Source organism: Streptomyces sp. NPDC054783 (genome assembly GCF_053611725.1).
On record NZ_JBSHAY010000004.1, the window covers coordinates 169,519 to 195,130 of the forward strand.

The 25,612-nt window shown below is 73.4% G+C and carries 20 protein-coding genes and 2 pseudogenes; 10 read left to right on the forward strand and 12 right to left on the reverse strand.

Translation table 11 applies throughout. The annotated features are described in order from the left end of the window. Nucleotides 1-14: 14 nt before the first annotated feature. Both ACWGJ5_RS10310 and ACWGJ5_RS10315 read right to left on the reverse strand, forming a co-directional pair. Nucleotides 15-1,676 carry a VMAP-C domain-containing protein gene (locus ACWGJ5_RS10310; RefSeq protein WP_453309308.1) on the reverse strand — a complete coding sequence of 554 codons (1,662 nt, stop codon included), beginning with the start codon at nucleotides 1,674-1,676 and terminating at the stop codon, nucleotides 15-17. Next, entirely contained in the window at nucleotides 1,673-2,065 is a 393-nt protein-coding gene (locus ACWGJ5_RS10315) for a CU044_2847 family protein (protein WP_453309309.1), read from the reverse strand. Before ACWGJ5_RS10315 ends, ACWGJ5_RS10310 begins: the two co-directional genes overlap by 4 nt. A 225-nt stretch (nucleotides 2,066-2,290) precedes the next feature. Between ACWGJ5_RS10315 and ACWGJ5_RS10320 the strand changes: the two genes are divergently transcribed. Beyond that, complete coding sequence (locus ACWGJ5_RS10320) at nucleotides 2,291-5,959, forward strand: S8 family serine peptidase (protein ID WP_453309310.1); 3,669 nt, start codon at nucleotides 2,291-2,293, stop codon at nucleotides 5,957-5,959. Between the two features lies 1 nt (nucleotide 5,960). Here the strand turns inward: ACWGJ5_RS10320 and ACWGJ5_RS10325 are convergent, their stop codons facing one another. From ACWGJ5_RS10325 to ACWGJ5_RS10340, 4 genes are read right to left on the reverse strand one after another with little or no spacing between them, the layout of a single operon-like run. Further along, a complete protein-coding gene (locus ACWGJ5_RS10325; protein WP_453309311.1) occupies nucleotides 5,961-7,304 on the reverse strand; it encodes a carboxyl transferase domain-containing protein in 1,344 nt (447 codons plus the stop codon). Beyond that, complete coding sequence (locus ACWGJ5_RS10330; RefSeq protein WP_453309312.1) at nucleotides 7,297-8,784, reverse strand: acyl-CoA synthetase; 1,488 nt, start codon at nucleotides 8,782-8,784, stop codon at nucleotides 7,297-7,299. Before ACWGJ5_RS10330 ends, ACWGJ5_RS10325 begins: the two co-directional genes overlap by 8 nt. A gap of 40 nt (nucleotides 8,785-8,824) precedes the next feature. Beyond that, on the reverse strand, nucleotides 8,825-9,334 hold the full coding sequence (locus ACWGJ5_RS10335; protein ID WP_453309313.1) for an SAM-dependent methyltransferase: 510 nt from the start codon (nucleotides 9,332-9,334) through the stop codon (nucleotides 8,825-8,827). 20 nt (nucleotides 9,335-9,354) lie between these two features. Further along, entirely contained in the window at nucleotides 9,355-10,371 is a 1,017-nt protein-coding gene (locus tag ACWGJ5_RS10340; RefSeq protein ID WP_453309549.1) for a MerR family transcriptional regulator, read from the reverse strand. A 137-nt stretch (nucleotides 10,372-10,508) separates the two neighbouring features. Here ACWGJ5_RS10340 and ACWGJ5_RS10345 point away from each other — a divergent pair, with 137 nt between their 5' ends. Then, on the forward strand, nucleotides 10,509-11,405 hold the full coding sequence (locus ACWGJ5_RS10345; RefSeq protein WP_453309314.1) for an ATP-grasp domain-containing protein: 897 nt from the start codon (nucleotides 10,509-10,511) through the stop codon (nucleotides 11,403-11,405). Here the strand turns inward: ACWGJ5_RS10345 and ACWGJ5_RS10350 are convergent. Then, nucleotides 11,402-12,301: a LysR family transcriptional regulator gene (locus ACWGJ5_RS10350; RefSeq protein WP_453309315.1), complete on the reverse strand. Its 900-nt coding sequence runs from the start codon at nucleotides 12,299-12,301 to the stop codon at nucleotides 11,402-11,404. The genes ACWGJ5_RS10345 and ACWGJ5_RS10350 overlap by 4 nt on opposite strands. 93 nt (nucleotides 12,302-12,394) lie before the next feature. Here ACWGJ5_RS10350 and ACWGJ5_RS10355 point away from each other — a divergent pair, with 93 nt between their 5' ends. Further along, nucleotides 12,395-13,225: an oxidoreductase gene (locus ACWGJ5_RS10355; protein ID WP_453309316.1), complete on the forward strand. Its 831-nt coding sequence runs from the start codon at nucleotides 12,395-12,397 to the stop codon at nucleotides 13,223-13,225. Nucleotide 13,226: 1 nt separating this feature from the next. On the opposite strand, the gene ACWGJ5_RS10360 is transcribed toward ACWGJ5_RS10355, so the two are convergent. Next, entirely contained in the window at nucleotides 13,227-13,784 is a 558-nt protein-coding gene (locus ACWGJ5_RS10360) for a hypothetical protein (protein WP_453309317.1), read from the reverse strand. A gap of 164 nt (nucleotides 13,785-13,948) precedes the next feature. Between ACWGJ5_RS10360 and ACWGJ5_RS10365 the strand changes: the two genes are divergently transcribed. Continuing rightward, nucleotides 13,949-14,722 carry an IclR family transcriptional regulator gene (locus ACWGJ5_RS10365; protein WP_453309318.1) on the forward strand — a complete coding sequence of 258 codons (774 nt, stop codon included), beginning with the start codon at nucleotides 13,949-13,951 and terminating at the stop codon, nucleotides 14,720-14,722. Further along, nucleotides 14,719-15,567 carry an SMP-30/gluconolactonase/LRE family protein gene (locus tag ACWGJ5_RS10370; RefSeq protein WP_453309319.1) on the forward strand — a complete coding sequence of 283 codons (849 nt, stop codon included), beginning with the start codon at nucleotides 14,719-14,721 and terminating at the stop codon, nucleotides 15,565-15,567. Before ACWGJ5_RS10365 ends, ACWGJ5_RS10370 begins: the two co-directional genes overlap by 4 nt. Before the next feature lie 109 nt (nucleotides 15,568-15,676). On the opposite strand, the gene ACWGJ5_RS10375 is transcribed toward ACWGJ5_RS10370, so the two are convergent. Continuing rightward, complete coding sequence (locus ACWGJ5_RS10375; protein WP_453309320.1) at nucleotides 15,677-17,080, reverse strand: FAD-dependent oxidoreductase; 1,404 nt, start codon at nucleotides 17,078-17,080, stop codon at nucleotides 15,677-15,679. Continuing rightward, nucleotides 17,073-18,260, reverse strand: a complete 1,188-nt coding sequence (locus ACWGJ5_RS10380) for an MAB_1171c family putative transporter (protein ID WP_453309550.1) — start codon at nucleotides 18,258-18,260, stop codon at nucleotides 17,073-17,075. Before ACWGJ5_RS10380 ends, ACWGJ5_RS10375 begins: the two co-directional genes overlap by 8 nt. Between ACWGJ5_RS10380 and ACWGJ5_RS10385 the strand changes: the two are divergent. Further along, nucleotides 18,193-18,330 (forward strand): annotated as a pseudogene (locus ACWGJ5_RS10385) (hypothetical protein); the annotation flags it as partial. The gene ACWGJ5_RS10380 and the pseudogene ACWGJ5_RS10385 overlap by 68 nt on opposite strands. On the opposite strand, the gene ACWGJ5_RS10390 reads toward ACWGJ5_RS10385, so the two are convergent. Beyond that, entirely contained in the window at nucleotides 18,296-18,979 is a 684-nt protein-coding gene (locus ACWGJ5_RS10390; RefSeq protein WP_453309321.1) for a toxin-antitoxin system, toxin component family protein, read from the reverse strand. The pseudogene ACWGJ5_RS10385 and the gene ACWGJ5_RS10390 sit on opposite strands and share 35 nt — an antisense overlap. A gap of 240 nt (nucleotides 18,980-19,219) precedes the next feature. Between ACWGJ5_RS10390 and ACWGJ5_RS10395 the strand changes: the two are divergent. Both ACWGJ5_RS10395 and arfA read left to right on the forward strand, forming a co-directional pair. Continuing rightward, nucleotides 19,220-19,471: pseudogene (locus ACWGJ5_RS10395) on the forward strand (extracellular solute-binding protein); the annotation flags it as partial. A 253-nt stretch (nucleotides 19,472-19,724) separates the two neighbouring features. Next, nucleotides 19,725-21,245 carry an arabinosylfuranosidase ArfA gene (gene arfA, locus ACWGJ5_RS10400; protein WP_453309322.1) on the forward strand — a complete coding sequence of 507 codons (1,521 nt, stop codon included), beginning with the start codon at nucleotides 19,725-19,727 and terminating at the stop codon, nucleotides 21,243-21,245. Here arfA and ACWGJ5_RS10405 read toward each other — a convergent pair. Beyond that, a complete protein-coding gene (locus ACWGJ5_RS10405) occupies nucleotides 21,232-24,186 on the reverse strand; it encodes a glycoside hydrolase family 35 protein (protein WP_453309323.1) in 2,955 nt (984 codons plus the stop codon). The genes arfA and ACWGJ5_RS10405 overlap by 14 nt on opposite strands. Nucleotides 24,187-24,262: 76 nt before the next feature. Between ACWGJ5_RS10405 and ACWGJ5_RS10410 the strand changes: the two genes are divergently transcribed. Beyond that, nucleotides 24,263-24,721, forward strand: coding sequence for an RrF2 family transcriptional regulator (locus tag ACWGJ5_RS10410; protein WP_453309324.1), 459 nt, complete (start codon nucleotides 24,263-24,265; stop codon nucleotides 24,719-24,721). A gap of 130 nt (nucleotides 24,722-24,851) precedes the next feature. Continuing rightward, nucleotides 24,852-25,502, forward strand: coding sequence for a DUF4360 domain-containing protein (locus tag ACWGJ5_RS10415; RefSeq protein ID WP_453309325.1), 651 nt, complete (start codon nucleotides 24,852-24,854; stop codon nucleotides 25,500-25,502). Nucleotides 25,503-25,612 lie beyond the last annotated feature (110 nt).

The window sequence follows — 25,612 nt, forward strand, 5'->3', positions numbered from 1 at the left end:
GTGCGGTGCCGGGTTCAGGCGACGGGTGAGCGGAGGCCGGCGGTCGGCTCGGGGAAGCAGTGGGGGGCGTCCCACAGGACCTGGATGTCCTTCGCCCAGTGCCGGTCGGGGTAGTCGTCCGCGGCTGCCTCCTCGCGCAGGGACCGGATCCGGCGCGGGAGCTCGGTGGCCGGGACGCCGCCCAGGGCCGGGCCCAGCGCCTGCAGGAAGGCCGCTCCGGCACAGGGGTCGGCGGGGTCGTGGCCGGAGCCGGCGCAGCCGCTGCGCGGCCACAGCAGCACCGGCACCGGGACGTTGAGGCCGGCCTCGAAGTGGCCGGGCAGGGCGGTGGGCGGGGCGGCGAAGCCCACCAGGTCGGCGTGCTCGTCCCGGAGGCGTTTGCGCAGGCTGGGCGGGCGCTCCGGGCTCGCGCAGTCGACCCGGTGCAGCGTCGTGGTCCCCGGCCCGGTCTCCAGCCTCCGCCACTTCTTGGCCAGGTGGTGGCGCAGTCGGGGGCTGCGGTGCCGGGAGCGGTCGGTGACGACGAGCGGGTGGGCGCAGCCGAGCGGGGTGGAGTCCTCCGGGCCGCACTCCCACTGCGCGACCGGCTCGTTGAGCCACTCACGGGGCAGCACGAACGCGAGCAACGCCTCGGCGCCCTCGGCCAGGTGGACGAAGGCGCGGTCGACGCGCTGCTGCACGTGGGCCCGCACCTCACCACGCGGCAGCCGGCTCGTGTCCACCGGGCGCCGCTGTCCGTCGCGGTAGGCCGACACCCGCACGGTGACCTGGTCCTGATCCTCGCCGCTGCGCTCCAGCTCCACGACGATGGGGGACCAGGCGGCGGCCTCGGGCGCGGGCGGACCCGCGAGCAGCTCCGCCAGCCGGTCGGCGAACCGGGGCACCGCCTCGGGATCGTCGACCTGCCACTGCACATAGGCCGCTGCCGCCGACAGCGAGGCGAACCCGCCCGGGGGCAGGTCCGGGCCGAAGGGGCCCACGGCATGCCCGTACAGCCGGTTCGGATCGCAGTCCAGGCCGGTGGCCTCCGCGCGCCGCACCAGCGCGTGCAGCCGCCCGGTCGCCTCGGGGGTGCCGGCGCCGGGGCCGGGGACCAGGGCGCCCAGGCCGTACCAGTAGCGGGCCATGACCTCTGTGGGCAGCATCCGCCCGACCCGCACGTCCGGCTCCCCCGCGACCTGCGCCACCATGCCGACCACCCGGTCGTCGGGCAGGGTCACCGCCGCCCCGCTGAACCCACCCGCGAGCGGCTGCCCGTGTCCTGAGGTCGCCTCCAGCTGCACCCACTGGTCGGCGACGAGTGTCCGGGACACGGCACGGTACCGGGCCAGCACACCCTCGTCGTAGCCCTCGGGGAAGCCGTACGCGAGCAGGGACGGGCTGCCCTGCTCCGCGCCGGGCGGCGCGAACCTGGCGGGCACCACGGGTACGTCGCGGTCCAGTTCCAGTACGGCGAGGTCCCCGGGGTCGGTGGCGCCGCCCGTCCAGCCGCCGGGCACGGTCACGGTCGCGGGCAGCCCGGCCAGCTCCGGCCGGTTCGGGAAGCTCACCGTCACCGCCGGATCGCCCAGTACGACGTGGGCACAGGTCAGCACCGTGCGGGGGGTGACGAGGAAGCCCGCCCCCACCACCATGCCCCCGCACTCGATCCGGGCGTGCCAGGAAGCGCCCCTCATGACCGGGACGTCGGCTCCGGGATGCCCGCCGCCGACGGGGGCGCCGCCTCGGCCGGCCCGGCACCCGGACGTTGCGACGACCACCCCAGGCGCACCACCAGCTGCCCCTCCGCCGCTCCCTTGGCGATGACCGCACCGGCCTCCGCGGTCAGCTTCACGCCGAACTCCAGCTCCACCGAGTCGGGAGACAGGCTGCCGTCGCGGAACACGCGCAGCGCGGACTGGGCCGCCGAGCGCACCCCGTCCAGGGCGCCCTCGAAGGTTCTGGACGCCTGGGCCGCCGGGCCACCGTCGCCGCGGCCGACCAGGCGGGTCCCGGCCCCGGGCTCCACGCTCTCCACGACGACCACGGCGCCGTCGTCCGTGGTGAACTCCAGCAGTCTGCCCATGGTGTCCATCGCCCCCGTGCGCTCGGTCTACGGCCAAGTCCATTGTGACGGCAGCTCCCTGACGGTGTCTCGGGATGCGCCGGACCAGGTCGTCAGCCCTGGCGGAAAGCCGCCAGGGCGCGTTTCCGCCGTCGACGGTCAACACCCGGGCAACAAGCGGCACATGACACTCGTCACAGCACGCGAGCCACTCGGACCGACACCCCCCGACGAGAAGAGGCGTGGATGACCAGAGGACCAGTCGGACGCGGAGCGGCACTGCTGGTGGCGGGGCTGGTCGGCGCCCTGCTCCCGGCGGGACCCGCGGCGGCGGGGGGACACACCGCCCCGCACTCCCCGGGGCCCGCGACCACGGCCACCGCGGTCACGACGGCCGCCGCGGCCACCACGGCCACCACGGCCACCACCGTCACCCTCGTCACCGGCGACAAGGTGACCGTCACCGACCTCGGGCACGGGAAGAAGGCGGTCACCGTGCAGCGGCCCAAGGGGGCCACCGGAGCCGTGCGGACGCAGCAGAGCCGCGGCGGGATCAGCGTCGTACCGGACGAGGCGCTGCCGTATCTGCGGGCCGGGACGCTGGACCGGCGGCTGTTCGACGTGAGCGGACTGATCCGGCAGGGACTGACCGATGCCAAGGCAGCCGCGACCCCTCTGATCGTGACCTACGGCAGGGGCGCGCGGGCCGCCGCCCCGGCCGGCACCGAACGCACCCGCAGCCTGCCCAGTCTCCGCGGGGCCGCCGTCGAGGCCGGCAAGGGGCTGGGACGTACCTTCTGGCGGTCGTTCACACACCGCGACGGCGTCGCCGAGGTGTGGCTGGACGGCAGGGTCAAGGCCGACATGGCCGAGAGCAACGCGCAGATCGGCACGCAGGCGGCCTGGGACGCGGGGCTGACGGGCAAGGGGGTCACCGTCGCCGTCCTCGACACGGGAGTCGACCTCGGCCACCCCGACCTCGAGGACCGGGTCACCACGACCAAGAGCTTCATCGACGGGGAGGAGGTCGCCGACCGCAACGGGCACGGCACGCACGTCACCTCCACCGTCGGCGGCAGCGGCGCCGCCTCCGACGGCAAGGAGAAGGGGGTCGCGCCCGACGCCACCCTCGCCGTCGGCAAGGTGCTCAGCGACCAGGGCTCGGGCAGCGAGTCGCAGATCATCGCCGGGATGGAGTGGGCGGCACGGGACGTGCACGCCCGGATCGTGTCCATGAGCCTGGGCTCCACCGAGCCCAGCGACGGCACCGACCCGATGGCCGAGGCGGTGAACACGCTCTCCAAGGAGACCGGCGCGCTCTTCGTCGTCGCCGCGGGCAACACCGGCGCCCCGTCCTCGATCGGCTCGCCGGGCTCCGCCGACGCGGCCCTCACCGTCGGCGCGGTCGACTCCGCCGACCAGGCGGCCTACTTCACCAGCGCCGGCCCCCGTTACGGCGACAACGCCCTCAAGCCCGACATATCGGCCCCCGGCGTCGACATCCTCGCCGCCCGCTCCCAACTCACCGACGGCAGCGGCTACTACACCTCCATGAGCGGTACGTCCATGGCGACCCCGCACGTCGCCGGGGTCGCCGCCCTGCTCGCCCAGGAGTATCCCGACTGGTCCGGCGCGCAGCTGAAGGACGCGCTGATGTCCGGCTCGAAGCAACTCGACGCCCCCGCCTACCTGTTGGGCGCGGGGCGGGTCAGCGTGCCGGACGCCGTCGAGGCACAGGTCACCGCCACCGGCAGCACCGACCTCGGCTTCTACAGCTGGCCGTACGACCAGGACAAGCCGGTCACCCGGACCGTCACCTACACCAACTCCTCCGACCAAGCCGTCGAGTTGAAGCTGTCCGTGACCGGCTCCCCGGACGGCGTCGCCACCCTCGCCGGCACCTCCCTCACCGTCCCGGCCCACGGCACCGCCTCCACCACGGTCACCGGCGACGGCTCCAAGGCGCCGGTCGGCGAGACCAGCGGGCAGATCGTGGCCACGAGCCCCTCCGGCGACGTCGTCGCACACACCGCGTTCGGGCTGGTCAAGGAGGAGGAGCGGTACACGCTCACCGTCCACGTCAAGGACCGCTCCGGCGCGTCCACCGCCGCCGACCTCACCCTGCAGCGGCTCGCGGCGGGCGAGGACGCCCAGCCGGCCCACGTCGGCGACTCCGGCACGCTCCGGCTGCGGCTGAGGCCCGGCACCTACTCCCTCGCCGGCTTCCTCGACGTGCGCGGCAGCCACGGCGCCGACTCCCTCGGCCTCGGCCTCCTCGCGGCACCCGAGATCACCCTCGACCACGACCAGGACGTCACCCTGGACGGACGCCGGTTGCGGGAGATCAAGGCCCGGGTGGACCGGCGCACCGAGACCCACCAGCTCCTCATGGAGTACGACCGGCAGGCGAACGGCGCCGACCTCTTCGACGCCGTCCAGGTGCCCCTCACCTACGACAGCGTCTTCGCCGCGCCCACGGCCAAGGTCACCCGGGGCGGCTTCGAGTACCGGACCGTGTGGCGGCTGGCGAAGCCGCAGCTGGAGGTCGAGGGCGTCGGCGAGGCGACCGTACAGCCGGGCGGCACGCTGATCGCGGGCCGGACCAGGCTGCCGCTCGTCGACGCCGGCGACGGACCCTTCACCGGTGTCTCGGGCAAGGCGGTGCTCGCGCACCTCGCCGACGGCGCCGACCCGGCCGCGCTCGCCCAGGCCGCGCAGGAAGCCGGCGCCAGGGCGCTGTTCGTGACGGACGACGCGCCCGGCCGGCTGATGGCCTGGTGGGGCACCGACGACAACGCCGACCGGCCGCTGCAGATCGCCACGGTGAACACGGCCGACGCGGCCCGGCTGCGCGCGCTGCGCTCGGTCGACATGACCGGCACGGCCGACTCCCCGTACGTGTACGACCTGTCCGAGGGGCACCGGGGCGCGATCCCGGACCGGGACCTCACCTACCGGCCGACCGACCGCCAACTGGCCGACCTCCACGTGAAGTTCCACGCGGCCCGGCCGGTGGACGGCGGCGAGTTCCGGTACTCCGTCACCGACACCTTCCCGATCGGCCTGGGCTTCCAGGAGCGGGTCCACCTGCCCGCCGAGCGCACCGACCACGTCTCCACCGGCCCCGGCCAGCTGTGGCACGAGTCCGTCGCGATCGGCGACGGCACCCTGGAGGAGCGCAGCGGACTGGTGCGGTACGAGGGTGGCTCGCGTCCGGTGCTGAACTGGTTCCGGCCGGTGTGGCACCCGTGGCTCGGCACCGGTCTCGGCTGGGGGCAGCAACGCGCCGGGAACGAGATCCAGCTGAACACCCCCGGCTGGGGCGACTCCGGGCCCGACCACACCGGGTTCGGCGACGTCTGGAGCACGGACAGCGGCATGAGCCAGACCACCGCGGTGTACCTCGACGGCACGCTCGTCGACCGGGGCAGGAGTTCCGCCGCGTACGTCTGGGACGCGCCCGCCGACGCGCACACCTACGAGGTCGTCACCGACACCGCGCTCGACGCGGACCGCTGGCCGCCGGCCACCAAGGGACACAGCGAGTGGACCTTCCGGTCGGCGGTGACACCGGAGGACCACTGGACCTACCTGCCGCTGATCAACCTCGCGTACGACATCGACACCGATCTCGCGGGGACCGTGCGGGGCGGGCAGCGGATCCCGGTCGGGCTCGGCGCGCAGTACGTCGCGGGTGCCGCCGGTACCGGGACCCTGACCGGGGGCCGGCTGGAGGTGTCGTACGACGACGGCAGCACCTGGACGTCCGTCCCGCTCAACGGCGCGGACGCCTCCTGGCGCGGCACGCTGACCGTGCCGCGCGGTGCGTCGTCCGTCTCGCTGCGGGCCTCGGCGCACGACGACGAGGGCGGGTCGGTGTCGCAGGAGATCATCCGGGCGGTGCCGGTGAGGTGACCTACGGCTGGGGGCGGCGCACGATCCCTCTGATCACCCCCAGCTCCACCAGGTCCTGCGGCCGGATCCGCAGCTGCTCGGCGGTCGCCTCCACCTCCTCCGTCGGCCGTTTGAGTATGGCGGCCGCCAGTTCCGGGGCGATCACCGAGAAGTAACCGTCCGGCGTGGCCCAGGTGTTGCCCGGGGCGGCCAGCGCCAGGGCCCCGCCGGAGCCGCCCTCGCCGATGACGAGGGTGGTGACCGGGACCCGGGCGGACGCCACCGCCCCGAAGACCTCCGCGATCGCCGCGCCGGCCCCCTGCCGCTCCGCCTCCGCGTCGTTGGCGGCGCCCGGGGTGTCCACCAGCGTCAGCACCGGGATGCCGAGCCGGTCCGCGAGCCGGATCAGCCGGGCGGCGGTGCGGTACCCGGCGGGCCGGGTGCCGGTTCCGGTCTGCGCGGCGAACGCGACGGTACGGCCGTTCCGCTCACCGAACCCGCACAGCATGCCGCCGGGATCCGTACCCCCGCACCGGTCCCCGCAGATGTCGCGCCGGTGGGTGAAGTAGGCGTCCAAGTAGGCCCGGGCGCGCGGGCGTTCGGGGGAGCGTGCCCGGCGGACGGCCTCCCAGCCGGTGGCGGGCAGGTCGGCAATGCCGAGGGCCGCCGGCACGGGGGCCTCCTGCGCGGGGGTGGTGAGCAGCCGGAGCCACTGCCCCAGCGTCTCCCGCAGTTCCTCGGGCCGTACCACCGCGTCCGCCGAGCCCGCCGCCACCTGCCCCTCGGCGGTGTAGGCCGCCGGGTCGGCGTCCGCGGGCCGGACCCGGGAACCCGCGAAGCCCACCTGGGCGCCCGGCAGGGCCAGGACGACATCCGCTCCGGCGCCGAGCGTGGCCCAGCCGCCGCCGGTCGTCGGGTCCCGCACCACCGCGACCTGCGGCAGCCCGGCCTCCCGGGTGAGCGCCGACTGCCGGGCCACGCGCTGGAGCTGGCTCAGCGCGAGCATGCCCTCCTGCATCCGGCTGCCCCCGGTCGCGATCAACGGCACGACCGGCAACCGGTGCGCGCGGGCGTGGCCGTACGCCGCCTGAAGACGGTCTCCGGTGCGTTCGCCGAGGGAGCCGCCCAGGAAGCCGAACTCGAAGGCGATCAGTACGGCCGGGGTGCCCTCGACGCTCGCGGTGCCGCAGACGACCGACTCCTCCTCGCCGGTGCGTTCGGCGGCACGGGCGCGCGAGGCGTCGTAGCCCTGCCAGCCGAGGGGGCCGTCGGGCGTCGAATCCCTTGCCGGACAGGGGAGTTCGCCGAAGCTGTCCGGGTCCGCGACCAGGGACAGGACCTCCCGGGCCGAGCGGCGCTCAGACATCGGCCAGTGCCCGCTTCATGATCTTCCCCATGTCGTTGCGGGGGAGCGCGTCCAGGTAGCGCACGACGCGGGGGCGCTTGTGCGGGGCGAGACGGCGGGCCACATGGTCGGCCAGCTCCTCGGCGGCGGGCGGCGTCCGCGGGTCCGCGGGGACGACCCAGGCGACGATCCGCTCGCCCAGGTCCGCGTCCGGCTCCCCGGTGACGGCCGCCTCCCGCACCCCCGGATGCTCCAGCAGCGCGTTCTCGATCTCACCGGCCCCGATCTTGTACCCGCCGCTCTTGATCAGGTCCGTGGCCTTGCGCCCGACGATCCGCACATAGCCGTCGGGCTCGCGGACGGCCATGTCACCGGTGCGGAAGAACCCGTCGGCGGTGAACGCGGCGGCCGTGGCGTCGGGCCGGTTCAGATACTCGGTGAACAGGTTCGGCCCGCGCACCTGGATCTCGCCGACGCTCTCCCCGTCGTGCGCGGTGATCGGCGTCCCGTCCTCCTCCACGAGCCGCAGCTCGACACCGGGCAGCGGTACGCCCACGGTGCCCGCGCGCGGCTCGCCGTCGGCCCGCACGCTGGTGTTCATCAGCGTCTCCGTCATGCCGTACCGCTCGATCACCCGCCGCCCGGCCGCCGCCGCGATCCGCTCGTGGTCGTGCACGGGCAGCGCGGCCGAGCCGGAGACCAGCAGCCGGGCCCGCCCGAGGGCGGCGGCCAGCTCCGGGTCCGCCGGCAGGGTCTCGGCGATGCGGTGGTACATCGTCGGCACCCCGAACAGCATGGTGGCGCCGGCGTTCAGCTCCCGTGCCACGCCCTCGGTGGAGAACCGGCCCAGGTGGCGGACGCTGCCGCCCCGGCGCAGCGGGCCGAGGACGCCCAGCACGAGCCCGTGCACATGGAACAGCGGCAGCCCCTGTACGAGCACATCGTCCGCCGTCCACTGCCAGGCGTCGGCGAGCGCGTCCAGGGTGGTGGCGAGGGCCCGACGGGGCAGGACGGCACCCTTGGGCGGGCCGGTGGTACCGGAGGTGTAGACGATCAGCGCCGGGTCCTCGCCGGTGGCCGTCTCCTCCGGTACGGCGCCGTGCCGGGCGGACGCGTCGACGTCGATCCGCTCCAAACCGTCCAGTGGCGGCGGGAGTTGGGCGTCCGGCGCGGCCAGTACCAGCTTCGGCGCGCTGTCGGAGAGGATGTGCGCGAGTTCCTTCTCGCCCGACTTCGGGTTCAGCGGCACCGCGGCCGCCCCGGCGAGCAGCACGCCCGTCACCGCGACGGCGGTCTCCAGCTCCGGCGTGGCCCACACGGCCACCCGGCCGGCACCGCGCAGCCGGGCGGCGAGCGCACCGGCGGCCCCGGCCAGCTCGCCGTACGTCAACGACCGTTCGCCGAACCGCAGGGCGATCCTCCCCCAGACTTCGTCCGGGGGGACCCCCATCTCGCTGCGCTCGCCCGGACCGCCCGTCAGAGCGGGGAAGAGGGAGGACACGCGGCGCACTCCTAACTGTCGGTTGACCGTCGCCACCTTCCTACACCAGGAACCCGGTCCCGACGACCGTGCTCAAGTCCGCCGCGAGCCGCAGCTCGGCCGCGCGCAGCGCGGGATGCTCCAGCCCGTGCAGCCGGGCCCGGTCCACATCGCCGTCGTGCGGCGGCGGCCGGCCGGTCGCCGGGGTGGAGTCGTCCACGACGACCGTCCCGCCGGGCGCGAGCAGCCGCTCGACGTCCGCGGGCTCGTCCCCGGGCACCTTGCCCTGCCCGCCCCTGCCGAGGACGAGCAGATCGCAGGGCCCGCTCCACGCTGTACGGCCGCACCCCGGCGCCGCGCCCGAGCCAAGCCAGGCCAGGCCCACCCCGAGCCCGGTCCCGGTCTCCCCGATCCGGGCCGTCGCCCCACCGGCCAACGCGTGCAGCAGGCGGCCCTGTTCGGGGCGGCAGGAGTAGGGGAAGCGGTGGGAGCGGGCGGCGGCGAGGGCGTCCGAGACGAGCGCCGGGAGCCCGTCGACACCGGTGTACGCGTCGGTACCGGTCAGTGCCACGGCACCGCATCCTGCCTGTCTCAGGCGGCCGCCTCCATGATGTCGGCCACGACGCAGCTGACGTTGTCGGGGCCACCCGCCTCGTTGGCCGCCGTGATGAGGGCCCGCACGACGTCGCCCGGTGCGGTGGAGGCGCCGAGGGCCTCCCGGATCCGCGCGTCCGGCACCACCTCGGTCAGCCCGTCGGAGCACAGCAGATACCGGTCCCCCTCCCGGACCTCCTGCAGGCGCACGTCCGGCACCGGGTCCATCCCGCCGGCCAGGGCCTTGAGCAGCAGCAAGGAGTGCGGCTCCACCCGGTGATCCCGGGTTATCCGGACCAACTCCCCGTCCCGCAGCAGATACGCCCGTGAGTCCCCGACGTGGGCCAGCGCGAGCCGCGCGCCCGTCCACAGCAGCGCCGTCAGTGTGGTGCCGACCTCCTGGGTGCCCTCGGCCACGTCGCCCACCGCCTCACCCGCGGAGCGCACCGCGTCCTCCAGCACGGTCAGCACCTCGTCCGCGGGCAGTTCCCCGGCCTCGTCCAGGAACCGCAGAGCCTCCACCGCCGCGCTGCTCGCCGGCGCCCCCGCGGGGCCGAAACCGTCGGCCACGGCGAGCAGCCTGCGGCCCGCGTACACGGTGTCCTGGTTGGCGGGGCGGACGAGCCCGCGGTCGGAGTGGGCGGAACAGTGCAGTTCCAGCATGATGGTGTGGTCCCTTCTCGACTGGTCGGTCAGCTGGTCCACGAGGAACGCGGCGAGATCCCGCCGTACGGCCGTCTCCGCCTCGACCCGCGCCCAGTAGGCCCGGATCGTCCGCGCGGCGTCCCCGGGGTCCAGGGCGCACACCGCGCGGATCTCGGCCAGCGGCATGCCCAGCCGCCGTAGCCACGCCACGAGCCGGGCCTGCCGCATCTGCTCGACGGCGTAGTAGCGGTAGCCGGTGTCCGGGTCGACCCGGGCGGGCCGCAGCAACTCCAGCTGGTCGTACAGCCGCAGGGCCTTCGGCGAGAGCCGGCTCGCCCTCGCGAAGGCGCCGATCGTCAGCAGCTCCATGAGCACCTCGCGTTCCTCGTCCTCCGCCACCGATGCTGGGGCTTCACCGAAGGTGAAGGTCAACCGCGGTGCTCCGGTTCCCGGCCAGTTGTTAGCCTCGCTGCTGCCCCGAACCGTCGTACGACAGGGAGTCCGCCGTGCCCCGCATCGCCCTCGCCACCTACGACCCCGGCGCCGAGCCCGGCAAGGACACCGACCTGCCGGAGCTGGTGCGGGCGCTCAGGGACGCGGGGGCCGAGGCGGAGGCCCGGTACTGGGACGACCCGGACGCCGACTGGGGCGGCTACGACCTCGTCGTCATACGCTCCACCTGGGACTACAGCTGGCGGGCCGCGGAGTTCGGGGCCTGGGTGGACCGGGTCGGCGCGCTGACCCGGCTCGCCAATCCGGCGCCCGTGGTGCGCTGGAACACCGACAAGCGCTACCTCGGCGAGCTGGCGGCGGCCGGTGTGCCCACCGTCCCCACGCGCTACCTCGCACCGGGCGAGCCGGCCGGCCTGCCCGGCGACCACGAGTACGTGATCAAGCCGACCTCGGGCGCCGGCGCCCGGTTCGCCGCCCGCTACACCCCCGACCAGCGCGAGACGGCGGTACGGCAGCTCGCCCGGATGCACGCCGAGGGCTTCACCGCGATGGTCCAGCCGTACATGCGCGGGATCGACACCGGCGGGGAGCGGGCGCTGCAGTTCTTCGGCGGCCGGCTGCTGCACGCCAGCCGCAAGGGCGCGGTCCTCGCGCCCGGTACGCCGTACGACGCGGACAAGGTGGCGCATCCCGACCTGGAACGGTGGCAGCCGACGGAGGCCGAACTGGCGGTCGCCGAGAAGGCGTTGGACGCGGTGCCCGGTGGTTCCGAGTTGCTGTACGCGCGGGTGGATCTCGTGGACGGCGAGGATGGGGAACCCCGGCTGATGGAGCTTGAGTTGGTGGAGCCGAATCTGTTTCTTCGGCTGCATCCGGGGTCGCTGGAGCGGGTTGCGCAGGCGGTGCTGGCGGCCGCGGACCAGCGCCCACCGGGGCTTTGGGGCGCCTAGCGCACCGTCTCTCGGCATGCCTCCGCATACGCCCGCACCAGCGGCCGGTGTCCGTCCTCCCTCCGCCACGCCAGCACATAGCGGCTCGGGCCGATGCCCCGGACCCGGCGGGTGGTGACGCCGCCCCGGGTGATCAGGGGGGCGTTGCCCTCCGCCACCAGGCAGACGCCCAGGCCCGCGACCAGGGCCTCGTACGTCTCCTCCGCCCCGGAGATCTCCGCGCCGATCCGGGGCGGCCGGCCTGCGCGGGCATCCAGGGCGAGCCAGTGGTCCCGCAGCCGGCCCGTGCTCTCGGGCAGGGCCAGGAACGGCTCGTCCAGCAGGTCGGCGAAGTCGATCTCGGGACGGGCGGCGAGGGGATGCGCCTCGGGCAGGGCCAGCAGCCGGGGTTCCTCGGCGACCACCGTCCAGGCGTAGCGCTCCTCGTCGGGCAGCGGCAGCCAGACGAAGGCGACGTCCACGGTGCCGTCCGCCAGGCCCGCCGTCGGATCGTCCCAGCTCATCTGGCGCAGCCGGACCGTCGTCTCCGGGTGCGCGGCGGTGAAGCGGGAGCGGATGGCCGGCAGCAGCCCGCCCCGGCCCGGACTGGTGCTCATGCCCACGACCAGCGTGCTGCGCTCGGCCGCCTTGGCCGCCTCCACCGCCGCCGCGCCCGCCTCCCATGCGGCCAGCACCCTGCGCGCGTGCGGCAGCAGCGCCTCGCCCGCGCCCGTCAACGCCACCCCGTGCCGGTCACGGCGGAACAGCTCCGCCCCCAGCTGCCGCTCCAGCGCCCGGATCTGTTTGCTCAGCGCGGGCTGGGAGACGTACAGCCGGTCGGCGGCGCGCGTGAAGTGCAGTTCCTCGGCGACCGCGACGAAGTAGCGCAGATCGCGGGCGTGGACGTCCATGGTCATGGCCGTTGGTTATCACCGAGGGTCTTGGACGGGCAACGGGATGCGGCCGCAGTGTTGGTCGTGTCGAACCCGACGAGTCCATGGAGAGTTGTGATGAACAAGGTCTGGCTGGTGACCGGCGCGAGCAGCGGTTTCGGGCGGGCGATCACCGAGGCGGCCGTCGCCGCCGGTGACGTGGTGGTCGGCGCGGTCCGGCGCCCCGAGGCCCTGGACGACCTGGTGACCGCCCATCCCGACCAGGTGGAGGCGCTGCGGCTGGACGTCACCGACGTGACCGCGGTCGAGGCGGCGGTCCGCGATGTCGTGGCCCGGCACGGGCGGATCGACGTGCTGGTCAACAACGCGGGCCGCACCCATGTCGGCGCCGTCGAGGAGACCACCGACGCCGAGCTGCGCGACCTGTTCGACCTGCACTTCTTCGGCCCGGCGGCGCTCGTCCGGGCGGTGCTGCCGCACCTGCGGGAGCGGCGCTCGGGCGCGATCGTGCAGATGAGCAGCATGGGCGGCCAGATGTCCTTCGCGGGCTTCGGGGCGTACAGCGCGACGAAGTTCGCCCTGGAGGGCCTGTCCGAGGCGCTCGCCGACGAGGTGCGGGAGTACGGCGTCAAGGTGCTGATCGTCGAGCCGGGTGCGTTCCGGACCTCGCTGTTCGAGGCCGACCGGGCCGGGACCAGCTCCGACACCGGGGTGTACGGCAGGGTCGGCGAGACCCGTGCCGTCGTCGCCGGCGGACACGGCAGCCAGCCCGGCGACCCGGCCAAGGCGGCCGCCCTGATCCTGGCCGCGCTGGAGGCCGAGGACACCCCGCTGCGGCTGCCGCTCGGCGACGACGGCGTGAGCGCGGTCCTGGGCCACCTCGCTCAGGTCCGCGAGGAGGTCACCGCCTGGGAGAAGCGCACGCGGGCGACGGCCTTCGACGCCTGACCTAGGTGATGACGGCCGTCCGCTGGAGCAGCCCCCAGGTGAACTCGGCGACCACCTCGTGCCGTACGCCGTCCGGGCCGGGCGCGGTGAAGGCGAGCCCCCACCGGGTCGGCGCGGTGCCCTCCAGCGGGCGGGCCGGGGCGAAGGCGCGGGCGGCCTCGTCCACCGTGCAGGACCAGGGGACCAGGTCGTCCAGGGTCTCAAGCCGGGGCGCCGGGGCACCGGGCGCGCGCACCAGCCACTCGTTCCACACCGCCCCGTCCGGCCCGACCAGCACCTCGAAGCGCAGGCCGGGCCAGAGCGGCAGGGCCCAGCGCCGGGCCTCGCAGTCGACGTCGCCGAGGCGGCGCGGGAGGACGGATTCCGGGTCGCCCAGAACCGAGCGGTAGCGGGCGGCGGCGGACCGGGCCCTCGGCGAGCGGACCATCGCCTGCCAGCGCTTGTTGGTCTCCCGCATCTCGGCGAGGGACACCCCGAGGCGGTGCCGGGCATCCTCGACCAGATCCGGGTTGTGGTCGGCCATGCGGCGCAGCAGCACCAGCTGGAAGTCGAGATCCATGGCACCCATGGTGCCCGGCGCCCGCCGGTGTCCGCTTCGACCCATTGCCCGCGCAACGCGGCATGACTAGCCTGTGTTCGTCATGCCGATCGCCTGTTGATATCTCGAACATCTCGGTGTCGATATGTCGGACGGGCGCTTAGACCCAAGGGAGGGGGCCGGACGTGGGACGCCTCGTGCCTGCCGTGACCCGGGCTCTCGACATTCTTGAGCTGTTCCTCGACGGGGACGGGACGCTCTCCGCCCCCGACATCGTGCGCAAGCTCCAGCTGCCGCGCACCACCGTGCACGAGCTGGTCACCACGCTCGCCGCACGGTCGTACATCGTGCAAGTGCCGGGACAGCCAGGACGCTACCGGCTCGGCGTACGCCCGTACCAGCTCGGCAGCCGCTACGCCGAGCAGCTGGACCTCGCCGCCGAGGGCCAGCAGGTGGCCCGCTCGGTCGCCGAGACCTGCGACGAGACGGTCCACGTGGCGATCCTCGAGGGCACCGACGTCATCTACATCGCCAAGGTCGACTCCACGCACGCCGTCCGTATGGTCTCCGCCGCCGGCCGTCGGCTCCCCGCCCACTGCACCTCCGTCGGCAAGATGCTGCTGGCCTCGCTGCCGGAGCAGGAGCTCACGGCACGGATCCCGGACGACGCAGAGCTGACCGCGATGACGCCCAACAGCATCACCGACCCCGCCGTTCTGCGCGAGGCGCTCGCGGAGATCCGGCAGCGGGGCATCGCGGTGGAGAGCCGCGAGTCCAACCCGGACGTGAGCTGTGTGGCCGCTCCCGTGAACGACCGTACGGGCCAGGTGGTCGCGGCCCTGTCCATCTCGGTCCCCATGATCCGCTGGAGCGACGAGCGCCGGACCGAGCTGGAGCAGCTGGCGGCGAAGGGCGCGGCCGAGCTGTCGGAGCGACTGGGCCACCGGAGCGCGGCGTGAGCGCCGGGTACGAGGTCGCCGTACGGGCGGAGGCGGAGCTGGGCGAGGGGCCGACCTGGGACCCGGTGACGGGCCGGCTGACATGGCTCGACATCCTGGGCATGCGCGTCAACACCTACGACCCGGCCACGGCCCGGCGCACGGTGCGGACGACGGAGCAGCACGTGGGCGCGGTCAAGCCCCGCGCGGGCGGCGGCCTGGTCCTCAACCTGCGGGACGGGGTGGGCCTGCTGGACCCGGACGACACGTTCCGCTGGCTGCACCACGAGCCGGTCGCGGGCCGCCGCGCGAACGAGGCCGCGGTGGCACCCGACGGCTCGTTGTGGGCCGGCACCATGCGGTACGACGAGGCGCCGGGCGGCGGCACGCTGACCCGCCTGACCGGCGGCGGCACCGCGGATACGGTCCTGTCCGACGTCACGGTCAGCAACGGCACGGGCTGGAGCCCCGACGGCCGCCTCATGTACTACGTCGACACTCCCACCCGCCGGGTGGACGTCTTCGACCACGACGGCGAGCGCGTCCACGACCGCCGCCCGCTCGTGGAGATCGAGGAGGGCGCGGGCTTCCCGGACGGCCTGACGGTCGACGCGGAGGGTTGTGTGTGGGTGGCGTTGTGGGACGGGGGCGCGGTGCGCCGCTATACGCCGGGCGGTGCGCTGGACCGGGTGATCAGCCTGCCCACCCCGCGTACGACGGCCTGCGCGTTCGGCGGCGCCGACCTGACCGACCTGTACATCACGACAGCCCGCGTCGGCCTGCCGGCCCCGCATCCGCTGTCGGGCTCGGTGCTGGTGGTTCCGGGGGCGGGCAAGGGGCTGCCCCAACCGGCGTTCAGGGGCTGAGCCGGGGAGGGGCCCCTGCTTGGCAGTTCCCCGGGGGCGCCGGGCCGTGTCCACATGCGGCTACCGCCGCGTGGGCGCGACCAGCCCCCACCCGCAGCCGGACGTCGGCCTACACCACCCCCGCCGCCTTCAGCTCCTCAGCGGTCAACGGCGGTCCGGCCAACGGGGGTTGCAGCGGTCCCACCGCCGCAGCGAGCAGCACGCTCGGGGTCAGCAGTACCTGTGCCCCGCGTTCCAGGGACGTCACGTCCGTCACCCGGCGCGCCATGCGTCCGTTGCCCGTCGCGGTGTACATCAGGCGGTCGACGTAGGCGGACAGGAGCCGGTCCCGCAGAGTGGGGCCGTGCTCCGTCGCGCCGGGGTGGAACACGTCCTGGCCGAGGGCGAGGTCCCAGGCCGCGCGGACCGGGGAGGCGACCGCCCGCTGCACGCGGCGGGCCAGCCCCGGCGCGCCCCAGCCGTGCCGTCGTATCTCCTGGCGGAGCCGCACCGCGCTCTGGGCGGCGACGGACAGCCCGTGGCCGTAGACCGGGTTGAACACGGCCAGCGCGTCGCCGATGACGGTGAAGTTCTCGGGCCAGGCCGGCATGCGCTCGTAGAAGTGGCGGCGGTTGAGCGTGGCGCGGGTGACCGACACGTCGGACAGCGGTTCGGCCCGCTCCAGCAGTTCGCCGAGCACCGGATGCCGCAGCTTGTCCCGGGCGAAGGGCACGAACTCCTCGTTCGCGGCGGTGGGTTCGCCGCCCCGGGTGCCCTGCAGGGTGACGATCCAGCGGCCGTTCTCGATGGGGAGGAGGAAGCCGGAGCGGCCGGGACCGTCGCCTCGCGGATCGAGTTGCAGGTTGACCACCGGGAAGCCCTCCCGGGCCGCCTCGGGGGCGAGGAAGAGCCGGCTCGCGTAGACCAGGCCCGGGTCGACCTCGCGGATCCGCGGCGCGGGCAGCCCCAGGTCCGCGAGCCAGCGCGCGGCCCGGGAGCCGCGCCCGGTGGCGTCGACCACGTGGCCGGCCGCAAGGGTGCGCTCGGCGCCGTCCCGGGCCCGGACCCGTACGCCGGTGACGGCGGCGTCGGTGCCGGTGAGGCCGAGCGCCTCGGTGCCGTCGAGGAGTTCGATCCGCTCGTCGGCGAGAACGCGTGCCCGGATCGTCGCGTCCAACAGGTCCCGGCCGGCCAGGATCACATGGTGGGACTCGGGCCAGCGCCGGAACCAGCCCTGCGCGGAGAGCGCCACCATGCCGGTGGTGACCGGATGCCGGCGGCCCCCGGCGGCCTTCAGCGCGTCGGTGATGCCCGGCAGCAGCTCCTCCACGGCCCGTACCCCGCCCGACCACAGCATGTGGGCGTGCCGGGCCTGCGGGAGCCCCTTGCGGGGTTCGGGGCCCTCGGGCAGGGCGTCCCGTTCGACGACGACGACCCGGTCGGCGGAGTCGGCGAGCGCGCGCGCCGCGAGCATGCCGGTGTGGGATCCCCCCAGCACGACGGCGGTTCTTGCGGGGGAGGAGGGTTCACTCATGCGCGGACACGCTCTCTGCCGGGGCGGCCGCGCGGGCGCGTACCGCCGTGATCTCGTCGGGGTGGCGGAGGGCTTGGGACACGGCGTGGATCTCCTGGAGCAGGTAGGCGGTGTCGGGGCCGGACGGGGCGCCGGTGCCGTCGGCGCGCGGCGGCCGCTCGGCGCCGGCCGCGTCCAGCAGCGCCACGGCGGCGGCGAGGGCCCTGGCGCGGGCCGGCTCGTGACCGAGGGCGAGGGCGGCCTCGTACGACCGCTCGCGCAGGTCCTCGTCCAGGTGCCGGGAGAGTTGCAGCAGGGCGTCGCGGATGAACGTCTCGCGGCGGATCAGGCGCAGTTCGGCGGGGGCCTGCGGGGCGAAGGGCTCGCGTTCGCCGGTGACGGTCCGCGTCAGCTGGTAGAGGGGGCCGAGGGCGCGGTGGCGCAGCCGGACGTGCCAGCGCTCGTGCAGATACTGGCCGACGTGCGGGACGATGAAGCCCACCGCGACCAGGGTGGCGGAGACGCACGCGCCCGCCGGCGCCACATTGGTGCTCAGCCAGTCCAGGTCGTGGCCGGTCCACCGGGCCATGACGGCGGTGAGTTTGGCCGCGTCGAAGAAGAGGTTCGTGGCATAGCCGACGCCCAGCAGCCTGAGCCCCCAGCGCAGCCAGGCGTCGAGGCCGTCGGTGCGGATCCAGTTCCAGATCAGCCGGGCCGTGATCGAGCAGGCCACGGTGTGCGCGAGGAGGTAGAGCAGGATCTCCTCGCGCATGAAGGGGGTGGTGGCGTAGTAGGTGTCCAGGTCCCGCACCCGCTCCACCGGCACGTCGGCGAGGGCGAAGAGCACCCACAGGGCGACGACCACGCCCGCGTAGACGGCCACGACCCACCGGGTCACCCGGCGGGTCTGGGCCGAGTCGGAGCGGCCGTTGCGCCAGGCGGTGATCAGCAGCAGCCAGGACGCGCACAGCGCGGTGAGCAGGGAGTACACCCAGGGCGCGGAGATGTTCGGCACGCCGGTGACCCGGTTGGTCCAGGCGATGGTCCGCGGGGCCGCGAAGACGAACACCGCGCAGGCGAACAGCAGCAGTCCGCCGACGGCGCGCAGCATCGGGTCCCGCCACATCTTTATGATGCTGGGCAGTTTGATCGCCAGGGCGGCGGTCAGGACGGCCGTCGGGATCCAGAAGGAGATGGACACCTCGTCGAGGAATCCCGGGAAGTCGAGCGCCGAGTTCACCGCGAGGCTCCCCCCTTCTTCGACGCCCGGTTCGCCTGCGGGGCGCTGGATGCGGGTGCGCTCGCCTGCTCGCGTCCGCGATAGCCGAGGGTCCGCTGTACGGGGCCGAGGGACCGTTGCGCCGGGCCGAGGGGGGCGCCGGCGCCGGAGCCGGTGAGGTGGGGCCGGAACAGGGCGGCCAGGCGGTACCCGAAGTCGTCCGCCTCGGCCTCGTCGGCCTCCCTCGAGCCGTTGCGGGCGGCCACCGTCAGGGGCATGCCCCGCCAGCCGGGTGCGTCGGCCAGCGCGCGGGCCGCCGCGTCACCGGCCAGGTGGGAGTGCCGGTGCCCGGTGTGCAGATGCCACAACTCATGGCCCAGAATGACCAGTTGCTGTACGGCCTCGGCCCGCTCCTCCACGATCACCAGGTCGAAGTCGGCGAACTCCAGCCACAGTCCGGTGACCTCGATCTCGTCCGGGATGCGCTCGAAGCGCACCTCGACCGGCCGTCCGCCGCGCAGTCCGGACATCTCCTCGCACAGCGCCCGGCACAACTCCCGTACGTCGTCCGGTGTTCCGGGCCGGGCGTGGACGGCGGCGGCGAGGTCGCCGGCCAGCGCGCGCATCGCCGAGCCCGGGCGGGTCCGCCGCAACCGTGCGGCCAGGCGTGTCATCCGCTCACGCGCGCCCGCGATGCCCATCGCCTCCCCCTTCCGCTGGGCAGAGCCTACGCGGCTGGGCGTGTCCCCGTCATGAGGTGCGGTGACCGTGGTCGAAGAGAAAACCATCGACGAGCTTGTGTCCCACCCATTGACGCGGAAGCGCTTCGAATCTACGGTCCCGTTCGAAGTTACGAGCGCTATTCGATATATCGAACAGTCCGTATACCGAACAACGTACCGGGCACGCATGCCGAACACCTGGGGACGGTGGGGCAAGGTATGGGACGACCTGGCCTGAATCGCAGGCAATTGCCGGGAGCAGCCGGGGGACCGGCAGTGGCCGCGAGTTTCGGCTTCGCCGCACTCGGCACCGGGGCCGGCGCGCTCGCCTCCACCGCGCGCACCCGTGTGCGCTACTGGAACCTCTTCAGCGGCGGCGACGGCGCCAACACGATCGCGATGCCGGACGCCTTCCGCAAGACGCACCCGGACCCGACGACGGCATCGGCGGACGTCACCTACCCCGACCCCCTCCCCGGCCAACAGATCATCCACGACCCCACCGTCCACCGGCTGGGGAACGGCCAGTACGTCGCCTACTCCACCGGCGGCATCATCGGCGCCCGCCTCTCCACGAACCTCCGCGACTGGACCGACGCGGGCAACGCCTTCACCACCCCGCCGAGCTGTACGACGCGAACGACGACGGCACCCCGAAGCTGGGCCTGAACCAGTTGGGCCGGCGTGCCGATCGGCCGGTTGTGAAGTGACTCGAAAGGATCCCATGAGCAGGAGCACCGCCCGCTTCACCCTCGACCCCGCTTTCACCGTCGGCCGGGTCGACCCCCGTGTCTTCGGCTCCTTCGTCGAACACCTCGGCCGCTGCGTCTACACCGGCATCTACGAACCCGACCACTCCTCCGCCGATGAGGCAGGACTGCGGACCGACGTCCTCGACCTGGTCCGCGAACTCGGCGTCACCGCCATCCGCTACCCCGGCGGCAACTTCGTCTCCGGCTACAGGTGGGAGGACTCGGTCGGCCCCCGAGCGGAGCGCCCCCGTCGGCTCGACCTCGCCTGGCACTCCACCGAGACCAACCGGTTCGGCCTGTCGGAATACATCGGCTTCCTCAAGAAGGTCGGCCCCCAGGCCGAGCCCATGATGGCCGTCAACCTCGGCACGAGAGGCGTCGCCGAGGCCCTCGAACTGCAGGAGTACGCCAACCACCCCTCCGGCACCGCCCTCTCCGACCTCCGTGTCGCCCACGGCGACAAGGAGCCCTTCGGTATCCGCCTGTGGTGCCTGGGCAATGAGATGGACGGCCCCTGGCAGACCGGGCACAAGACGGCACAGGAGTACGGCCGGCTCGCCGCCGAGACCGCACGGGCCATGCGCCAGGCGGACCCTGGAGTCGAACTGGTCGCCTGCGGTTCCTCCAGCCAGGCCATGCCCACCTTCGCCGAGTGGGAGGCGACCGTCCTGCAGGAGGCGTATGACCTGGTCGACCACATCTCGCTGCACGCCTACTACGAGCCCACGGACGGCGACGTGGACTCCTTCCTCGCCTCGGCCGTCGACATGGAGTCCTTCATCGAGAACGTGGTCGCCACCGCCGACCACATCGGCGCGAAGCTCAAGTCCGAGAAGAGGATCAACCTCTCCTTCGACGAGTGGAACGTCTGGTACCTCTCCCGCTGGGAGGAGCACGCCAAGGGCCTCGACCGGTCCGACTGGCCCGAGGCGCCCCGGCTGCTGGAGGACAAGTACAGCGTCACGGACGCCGTCGTCTTCGGCTCGCTGCTGATCGCCCTGCTCCGGCACGCCGACCGCGTCACCGTCGCCTGCCTCGCCCAGCTGGTCAACGTGATCGCCCCGATCATGACCGAGCCGGGGGGCCCGGCCTGGCGGCAGACGACGTTCTTCCCGTTCGCGCAGGCGTCCAGGTACGGCCGGGGCGAGGTGCTCGACGTGCGGGTGGACTCGCCGACGTACGAGACGAAGAAGTACGGCGCGACGGACCTGCTGCACGCCACGGCCGTCCGCGCGGCCGACGGCACGGTCACCGTGTTCGCCGTCAACCGCAGCCGTACGGACGCTCTGCCGCTCCAAGTCACCCTCAACGGACTGGAGTTGACGACCGTCACCGAGCACAGCGCGCTCGCGGACGCCGACCCCGACGCCCGCAACACCCTCGACGAGCCCGGGCGGGTCGTCCCGCACCCGGTCGAGGGCACCGCCCTGGCGGACGGCACCCTCACCGCCGTACTGGAACCGCTGTCCTGGAACGTGATCAGACTGGCGTGACCGGCAGCCCGCCCGTGGCCCTGCCGAGCAGCGTCAGGCGTACGGACCCCGGCCCCGACAGCGTGGTGAACTCCGAAAGGACCGCCAGCGCGAGCGTGTTGGTGCCGCGGGTGCGCAGGACGCCGTTCGGCAGGACGAAGGTGTGCTGCGGGCCCACGTTGTTGATGTACTGGCCCATGTTCCAGCCGTTGAGGAAGATCTGCGCACGGTAGGCCCGGTACGGGTCGTCCTGAAGGGTCAGCCCGATCGAGGCGTCGAGGTCGGCCGGGACCGAGAGGCGGAAGGTGGTCCGGTACCAGGTCACGCCCTGGTACCGGGCGCTGCGCGGGAAGGCCACCTGCTCCCAGTCGTGGTCCTTGAGGCCGGGCAGGTGCCAGCCCTCGCGCTCGCCGTACAGGCCGCCGTTGTTCATCGGGCCGCGCACCGGGTCGGCGGTCGCCGCGCCCTGGATCCGCCAACTCACCTGCGGTGAGGCGCCCTTGAAGGCCGCCGCCGTCAGTCCGCGCGCCACCTTCTGCGTGTCGAGCCCCTTGCCGTCCTGGTCGCGCTGCATGCGCCGCACGAGCACGGACAGCACATGCCGGCCGGGCGAGCGCAGGGAGTCACGGACGGGGAAGGCGGCGGTCGCCGCCCAACTGCCCTGCCGGACGGTCGTGTCCTTGTCCGGCACCGGCATCCGGTGGGTGCCCAGCGGCTCGCCGTCCAGCCAGGCCATCAACAGGCCCTGGGTGCCGGTGCTGTAGGCGAGCGAGACCTCCTCCAGACCGGTGGCGTCGGTGAAGGAGCCGCGGTACCAGACGTCCCCGTAGTGGAAGCCGTAGTCGTCGGCGAAGAGAACCGGCTGACCGTCGGGGACCGGCGTGGTGCTGAACGTCGTCCTCTTGTCCGCGACCGTCCAGTCCGAGTCGTCGAAGCCGGGACCGGCCTCCGGGTTCTCCCTGCGCATCCGCCAGCCGCCCAGCTCGGGCAGCCGCACCTCGGGGACGGCGGGCAGCAGGCCGGCGGTCATCAGGCTGCCGGACAGCGTGGTGCGGGTGGGCAGGGTGCGGCCGTTCCACACCAGGGTGTCGATCCCGCGCGGCCCCCACACCTCCATGCTCGTCGTATCGGTGACGTCACCCGTCAGGTGGACCTCGGAACCGCGCACTTCGGCGTGGCGCAGCAGCGCCGGGCCGTACACCAGCAGGGTGCCGGACGGGGTGTCGAACGGGAAGAGGCGTACGGCGGTGGCGTCGTCGGCGAAGAGCAGCACCAGCGGGGTCTCGGTCTCGCCCTTCTGCACCAGCACCCGGGTCAGCCCGTCCTCGCCGAGCGGGCTGCTCACATGCAGCTCGTCGCCGTTCAGGACCCAGGCGGCCTCGGGGTCCAGCCGCATGACGCTCGGTTCGACCGGGCACTTCAGCACCAGTTCGGCCATGTCGCCGCGGCGCCCCGAGAACAGCGCGATGTCCTGCCGGCCCGCGGTCACGGCCAGCACGGGCTCGGCGGTGGAGTACTTCAGCGTCCGCTTGCCCAGGCTCAGCCCCGTCGTCAGCAGCCGGGCGTCCTTGCCGGGCACGGTGATCCGCAACCGGCCCGCGTCGGTCGGCAGGTCGCCGGTGACCGCGTCCGTGCCGTCGTTGCGGGCGACGTAGACGTGGGCGCCGGTGTCCGGGTTGGTCAGGTGGTAGACCTTCAGGCCCTCGGCGTGCACGTCCGCCGCCCGGTCCAGCTTGGCGAAGTCGGGCACGCGCTGGAGCAGGTGGCCCAGCTGGTGCATCGGCGCGATCTTGTCGGTGACGTTCCGGCCCTCGTCGATGGCGGCGCCGTAGTCGTACGACGTGTAGACGACCGGCGCGGGCAGCCAGCCCCAGGAGGTGCCGCCGAAGGTCATGTAGACGTTGTGCAGGGTGAGCCCGTTGGCCAGGTTGGTCAGATAGAACCGGCGCTCGTAGGCGGCGTCCCGGGTGCGCCGCGACTCGGCGTACCCCTTGCCGTCGAAGAAGGCCCCGCCCCACGGGTCGAACCAGCCGCCGCCGAACTCGGGCACGAACCCGGGCGTGGACGGTGAGGCACTGGCCCCGCCCTTCGCCCCGCCGGGACCGTAGTGCCCCCAGTCGGGCGGGGTCCGGTCCGGCGACGGATACCCGTCGAAGCCGTACAGCCAGCCGCCCTTCTCGCCGCCGGTGTCGAACGAACCGGGTACCCAGTACCCGTTCCTGCCCTTGTCGTTGTGGAACAGCGGCACGTCGATGCCGTCCGCCCGCACCTTCTCGTACAGGTGGGACATGTAGGACCGGCCGACGGCGTCGCCGGCGTGGGCGTCGTACTCGTTCTCGATCTGGTAGAGCAGGATCGTGCCGGTGCCCTGGGTGAACAGATGACGACGGGCGATCCGGTTCACCTGCGTCAGCCACTCGTCGACATGCCCCAGGTACGTCGGGTCGTCGGTCCGGGCCGTGCCCCTGGTCGCCGTCAGCCAGCCGGGGAAGCCGCCGCCGTCCACCTCGGCGTTGATGTACGGGCCGGGCCGCAGGATGACGTACAGGCCGGTCTCAGCGGCCGTGCGCAGGAACAGGTCCAGGTCCCGGACGCCGGTGAAGTCGTACGCGCCCGGCGCGGGGGAGTGGTAGTTCCAGGCCACGTAGATGCTCACGGCGTTGTACCCGTGCGCCCGCATCTTCTGCAGCACGTCCCGCCACAGGGAGGGGCTCGGCAGCCGGAAGGGGTGCAGTTCGCCGGACCACACCACCAGCCGCCTGCCGTCCACGAGCAGCGAGTACTGGTCGTAGCCGATGGTGTGCCGGCAGCCGTCGGCGCTCGGCGGGGCGGGCGCCGGGCCGGTCGGCACACTGCGCGCCGCGTACGCCGAGGGCGCCCCGGGCCCGCCGCTGCCGCCCAGGGCGAGCCCGAGCGCGGTCGAGCCGGCCAGGGTACTGAAGGTACGTCTGCTGAGCGCCAAGGTGGATCCTCCCGGGCGATCTTACGGGGCGCGGGTGAAGGCCATTCTCCATGCGGCGACGCCCCACAATGGACCCATGAGGATCTCGGCACGGGCGGACTACGCGGTACGGGCGGTACTGGAGCTGGCCGTACGGCAGGGTAACGGCCCGGTGAAGGCGGAGGAAATCGCCGCCGCCCAGGGCATCCCGCACAAGTTCCTGGAAGGGATCCTGGGCGATCTCAGGCGTGGCGGGATCGTCGACAGCAGGCGTGGCGGAGGCGGCGGGTACCGGCTGGCGCGGGACGCGGCCGAGGTCACGGTCGCCGATGTGATCCGCGCTGTGGACGGCCCGATCGTCTCGGTCCGCGGTGAACGCCCGACGGGCCTCGCCTACACCGGCAGCGCACAGCCCCTGCTGCCCCTGTGGATCGCGCTGCGCGCGAACGTCCGCCGGATCCTGGAGGGCGTCACCCTCGCCGACCTCGCGGCGGACGCGCTGCCGGAGCCCGTCCGGGCGCTCGCGGCGGAACCGGCGGCCTGGGAGAACCCGTAGGCCCGGGTGTGAACGACCGGTTGTGAATGGCCGGAGTTGAACCTCCCGGTGGTGAGCGGTGGTTCCTACGATGCGGAGCGCTTCACAGGTTCCACACAGACCCCCCACACCCTCGACCCCGGGAGAAACCATGGCTGGTGGACTACTCCTGAGCGGTGCCGTGGCGGCACTGCTCACCACGGCACTACCCGTTCGGTCCTCGTCGCCGGTGTTCGACGACCCGCCCCCGGACAAGATCGTCATCGACGTCGCCACGGTGAACGGCTCCGGCTGCCCGGCGGGTTCGGCCGCCGTCGCGGTCTCCCCGGACAACACGGCCTTCACGGTGACCTACAGCAGCTATCTCGCCCAGGCGGGCGGCACCTCCGACCCGACCGCCTTCCGCAAGAACTGCCAGCTCAACCTGGTGGTTCACGTCCCCCAGGGCTTCACCTACGCGATAGCCAGCGCCGACTACCGCGGCTTCCTGTCGCTGCAGCCCGGCGCGAGCGCCACCCAGAAGGCCTCGTACTACTTCCAGGGCTCCTCGCAGACCGTGCCCAAGATCCACCCCTTCAACGGCGCCTACAACGACGACTGGCAGGCCACCGACAGCACCGACTGGGCCCAACTGGTCTGGGCGCCCTGCGGGGTGCTGCGCAACTTCAACATCAACACCGAACTGCGGGTGAGCGCGGGCACCACCAACCCCGACAAGGTCAGCTTCATGACCATGGACTCCACGGACGGGGACATCAGCACGGTGTACCACATGGCGTGGAAGCAGTGTCCGAGCGCGTAGCCGTACGGGCGCCACGCCGGTCACTCTGAGTATGTGATGGCCGTTGACGGACCTCCCCGCTGAGCGGTCATCCATCGGTTGACCCGCAGAATCGTTCGACAAGGAGTGAT

Excerpts from the sequence above, each read along its gene's own strand:
- ACWGJ5_RS10355 (WP_453309316.1), top strand. The coding sequence starts at position 12,395 with ATGAACAAGGTCTGGCTGGTGACCGGCGCGAGCAGCGGTTTCGGGCGG.
- ACWGJ5_RS10310 (WP_453309308.1), bottom strand. The coding sequence starts at position 1,676 with ATGAGGGGCGCTTCCTGGCACGCCCGGATCGAGTGCGGGGGCATGGTG.
- ACWGJ5_RS10415 (WP_453309325.1), top strand. The coding sequence starts at position 24,852 with ATGGCTGGTGGACTACTCCTGAGCGGTGCCGTGGCGGCACTGCTCACC.
- arfA (WP_453309322.1), top strand. The coding sequence starts at position 19,725 with ATGAGCAGGAGCACCGCCCGCTTCACCCTCGACCCCGCTTTCACCGTC.
- ACWGJ5_RS10340 (WP_453309549.1), bottom strand. The coding sequence starts at position 10,371 with ATGGAGCTGCTGACGATCGGCGCCTTCGCGAGGGCGAGCCGGCTCTCG.
- ACWGJ5_RS10375 (WP_453309320.1), bottom strand. The coding sequence starts at position 17,080 with ATGAGTGAACCCTCCTCCCCCGCAAGAACCGCCGTCGTGCTGGGGGGA.
- ACWGJ5_RS10410 (WP_453309324.1), top strand. The coding sequence starts at position 24,263 with ATGAGGATCTCGGCACGGGCGGACTACGCGGTACGGGCGGTACTGGAG.
- ACWGJ5_RS10350 (WP_453309315.1), bottom strand. The coding sequence starts at position 12,301 with ATGACCATGGACGTCCACGCCCGCGATCTGCGCTACTTCGTCGCGGTC.
- ACWGJ5_RS10320 (WP_453309310.1), top strand. The coding sequence starts at position 2,291 with ATGACCAGAGGACCAGTCGGACGCGGAGCGGCACTGCTGGTGGCGGGG.
- ACWGJ5_RS10360 (WP_453309317.1), bottom strand. The coding sequence starts at position 13,784 with ATGGATCTCGACTTCCAGCTGGTGCTGCTGCGCCGCATGGCCGACCAC.
- ACWGJ5_RS10315 (WP_453309309.1), bottom strand. The coding sequence starts at position 2,065 with ATGGGCAGACTGCTGGAGTTCACCACGGACGACGGCGCCGTGGTCGTC.
- ACWGJ5_RS10390 (WP_453309321.1), bottom strand. The coding sequence starts at position 18,979 with ATGGGCATCGCGGGCGCGCGTGAGCGGATGACACGCCTGGCCGCACGG.
- ACWGJ5_RS10325 (WP_453309311.1), bottom strand. The coding sequence starts at position 7,304 with ATGTCTGAGCGCCGCTCGGCCCGGGAGGTCCTGTCCCTGGTCGCGGAC.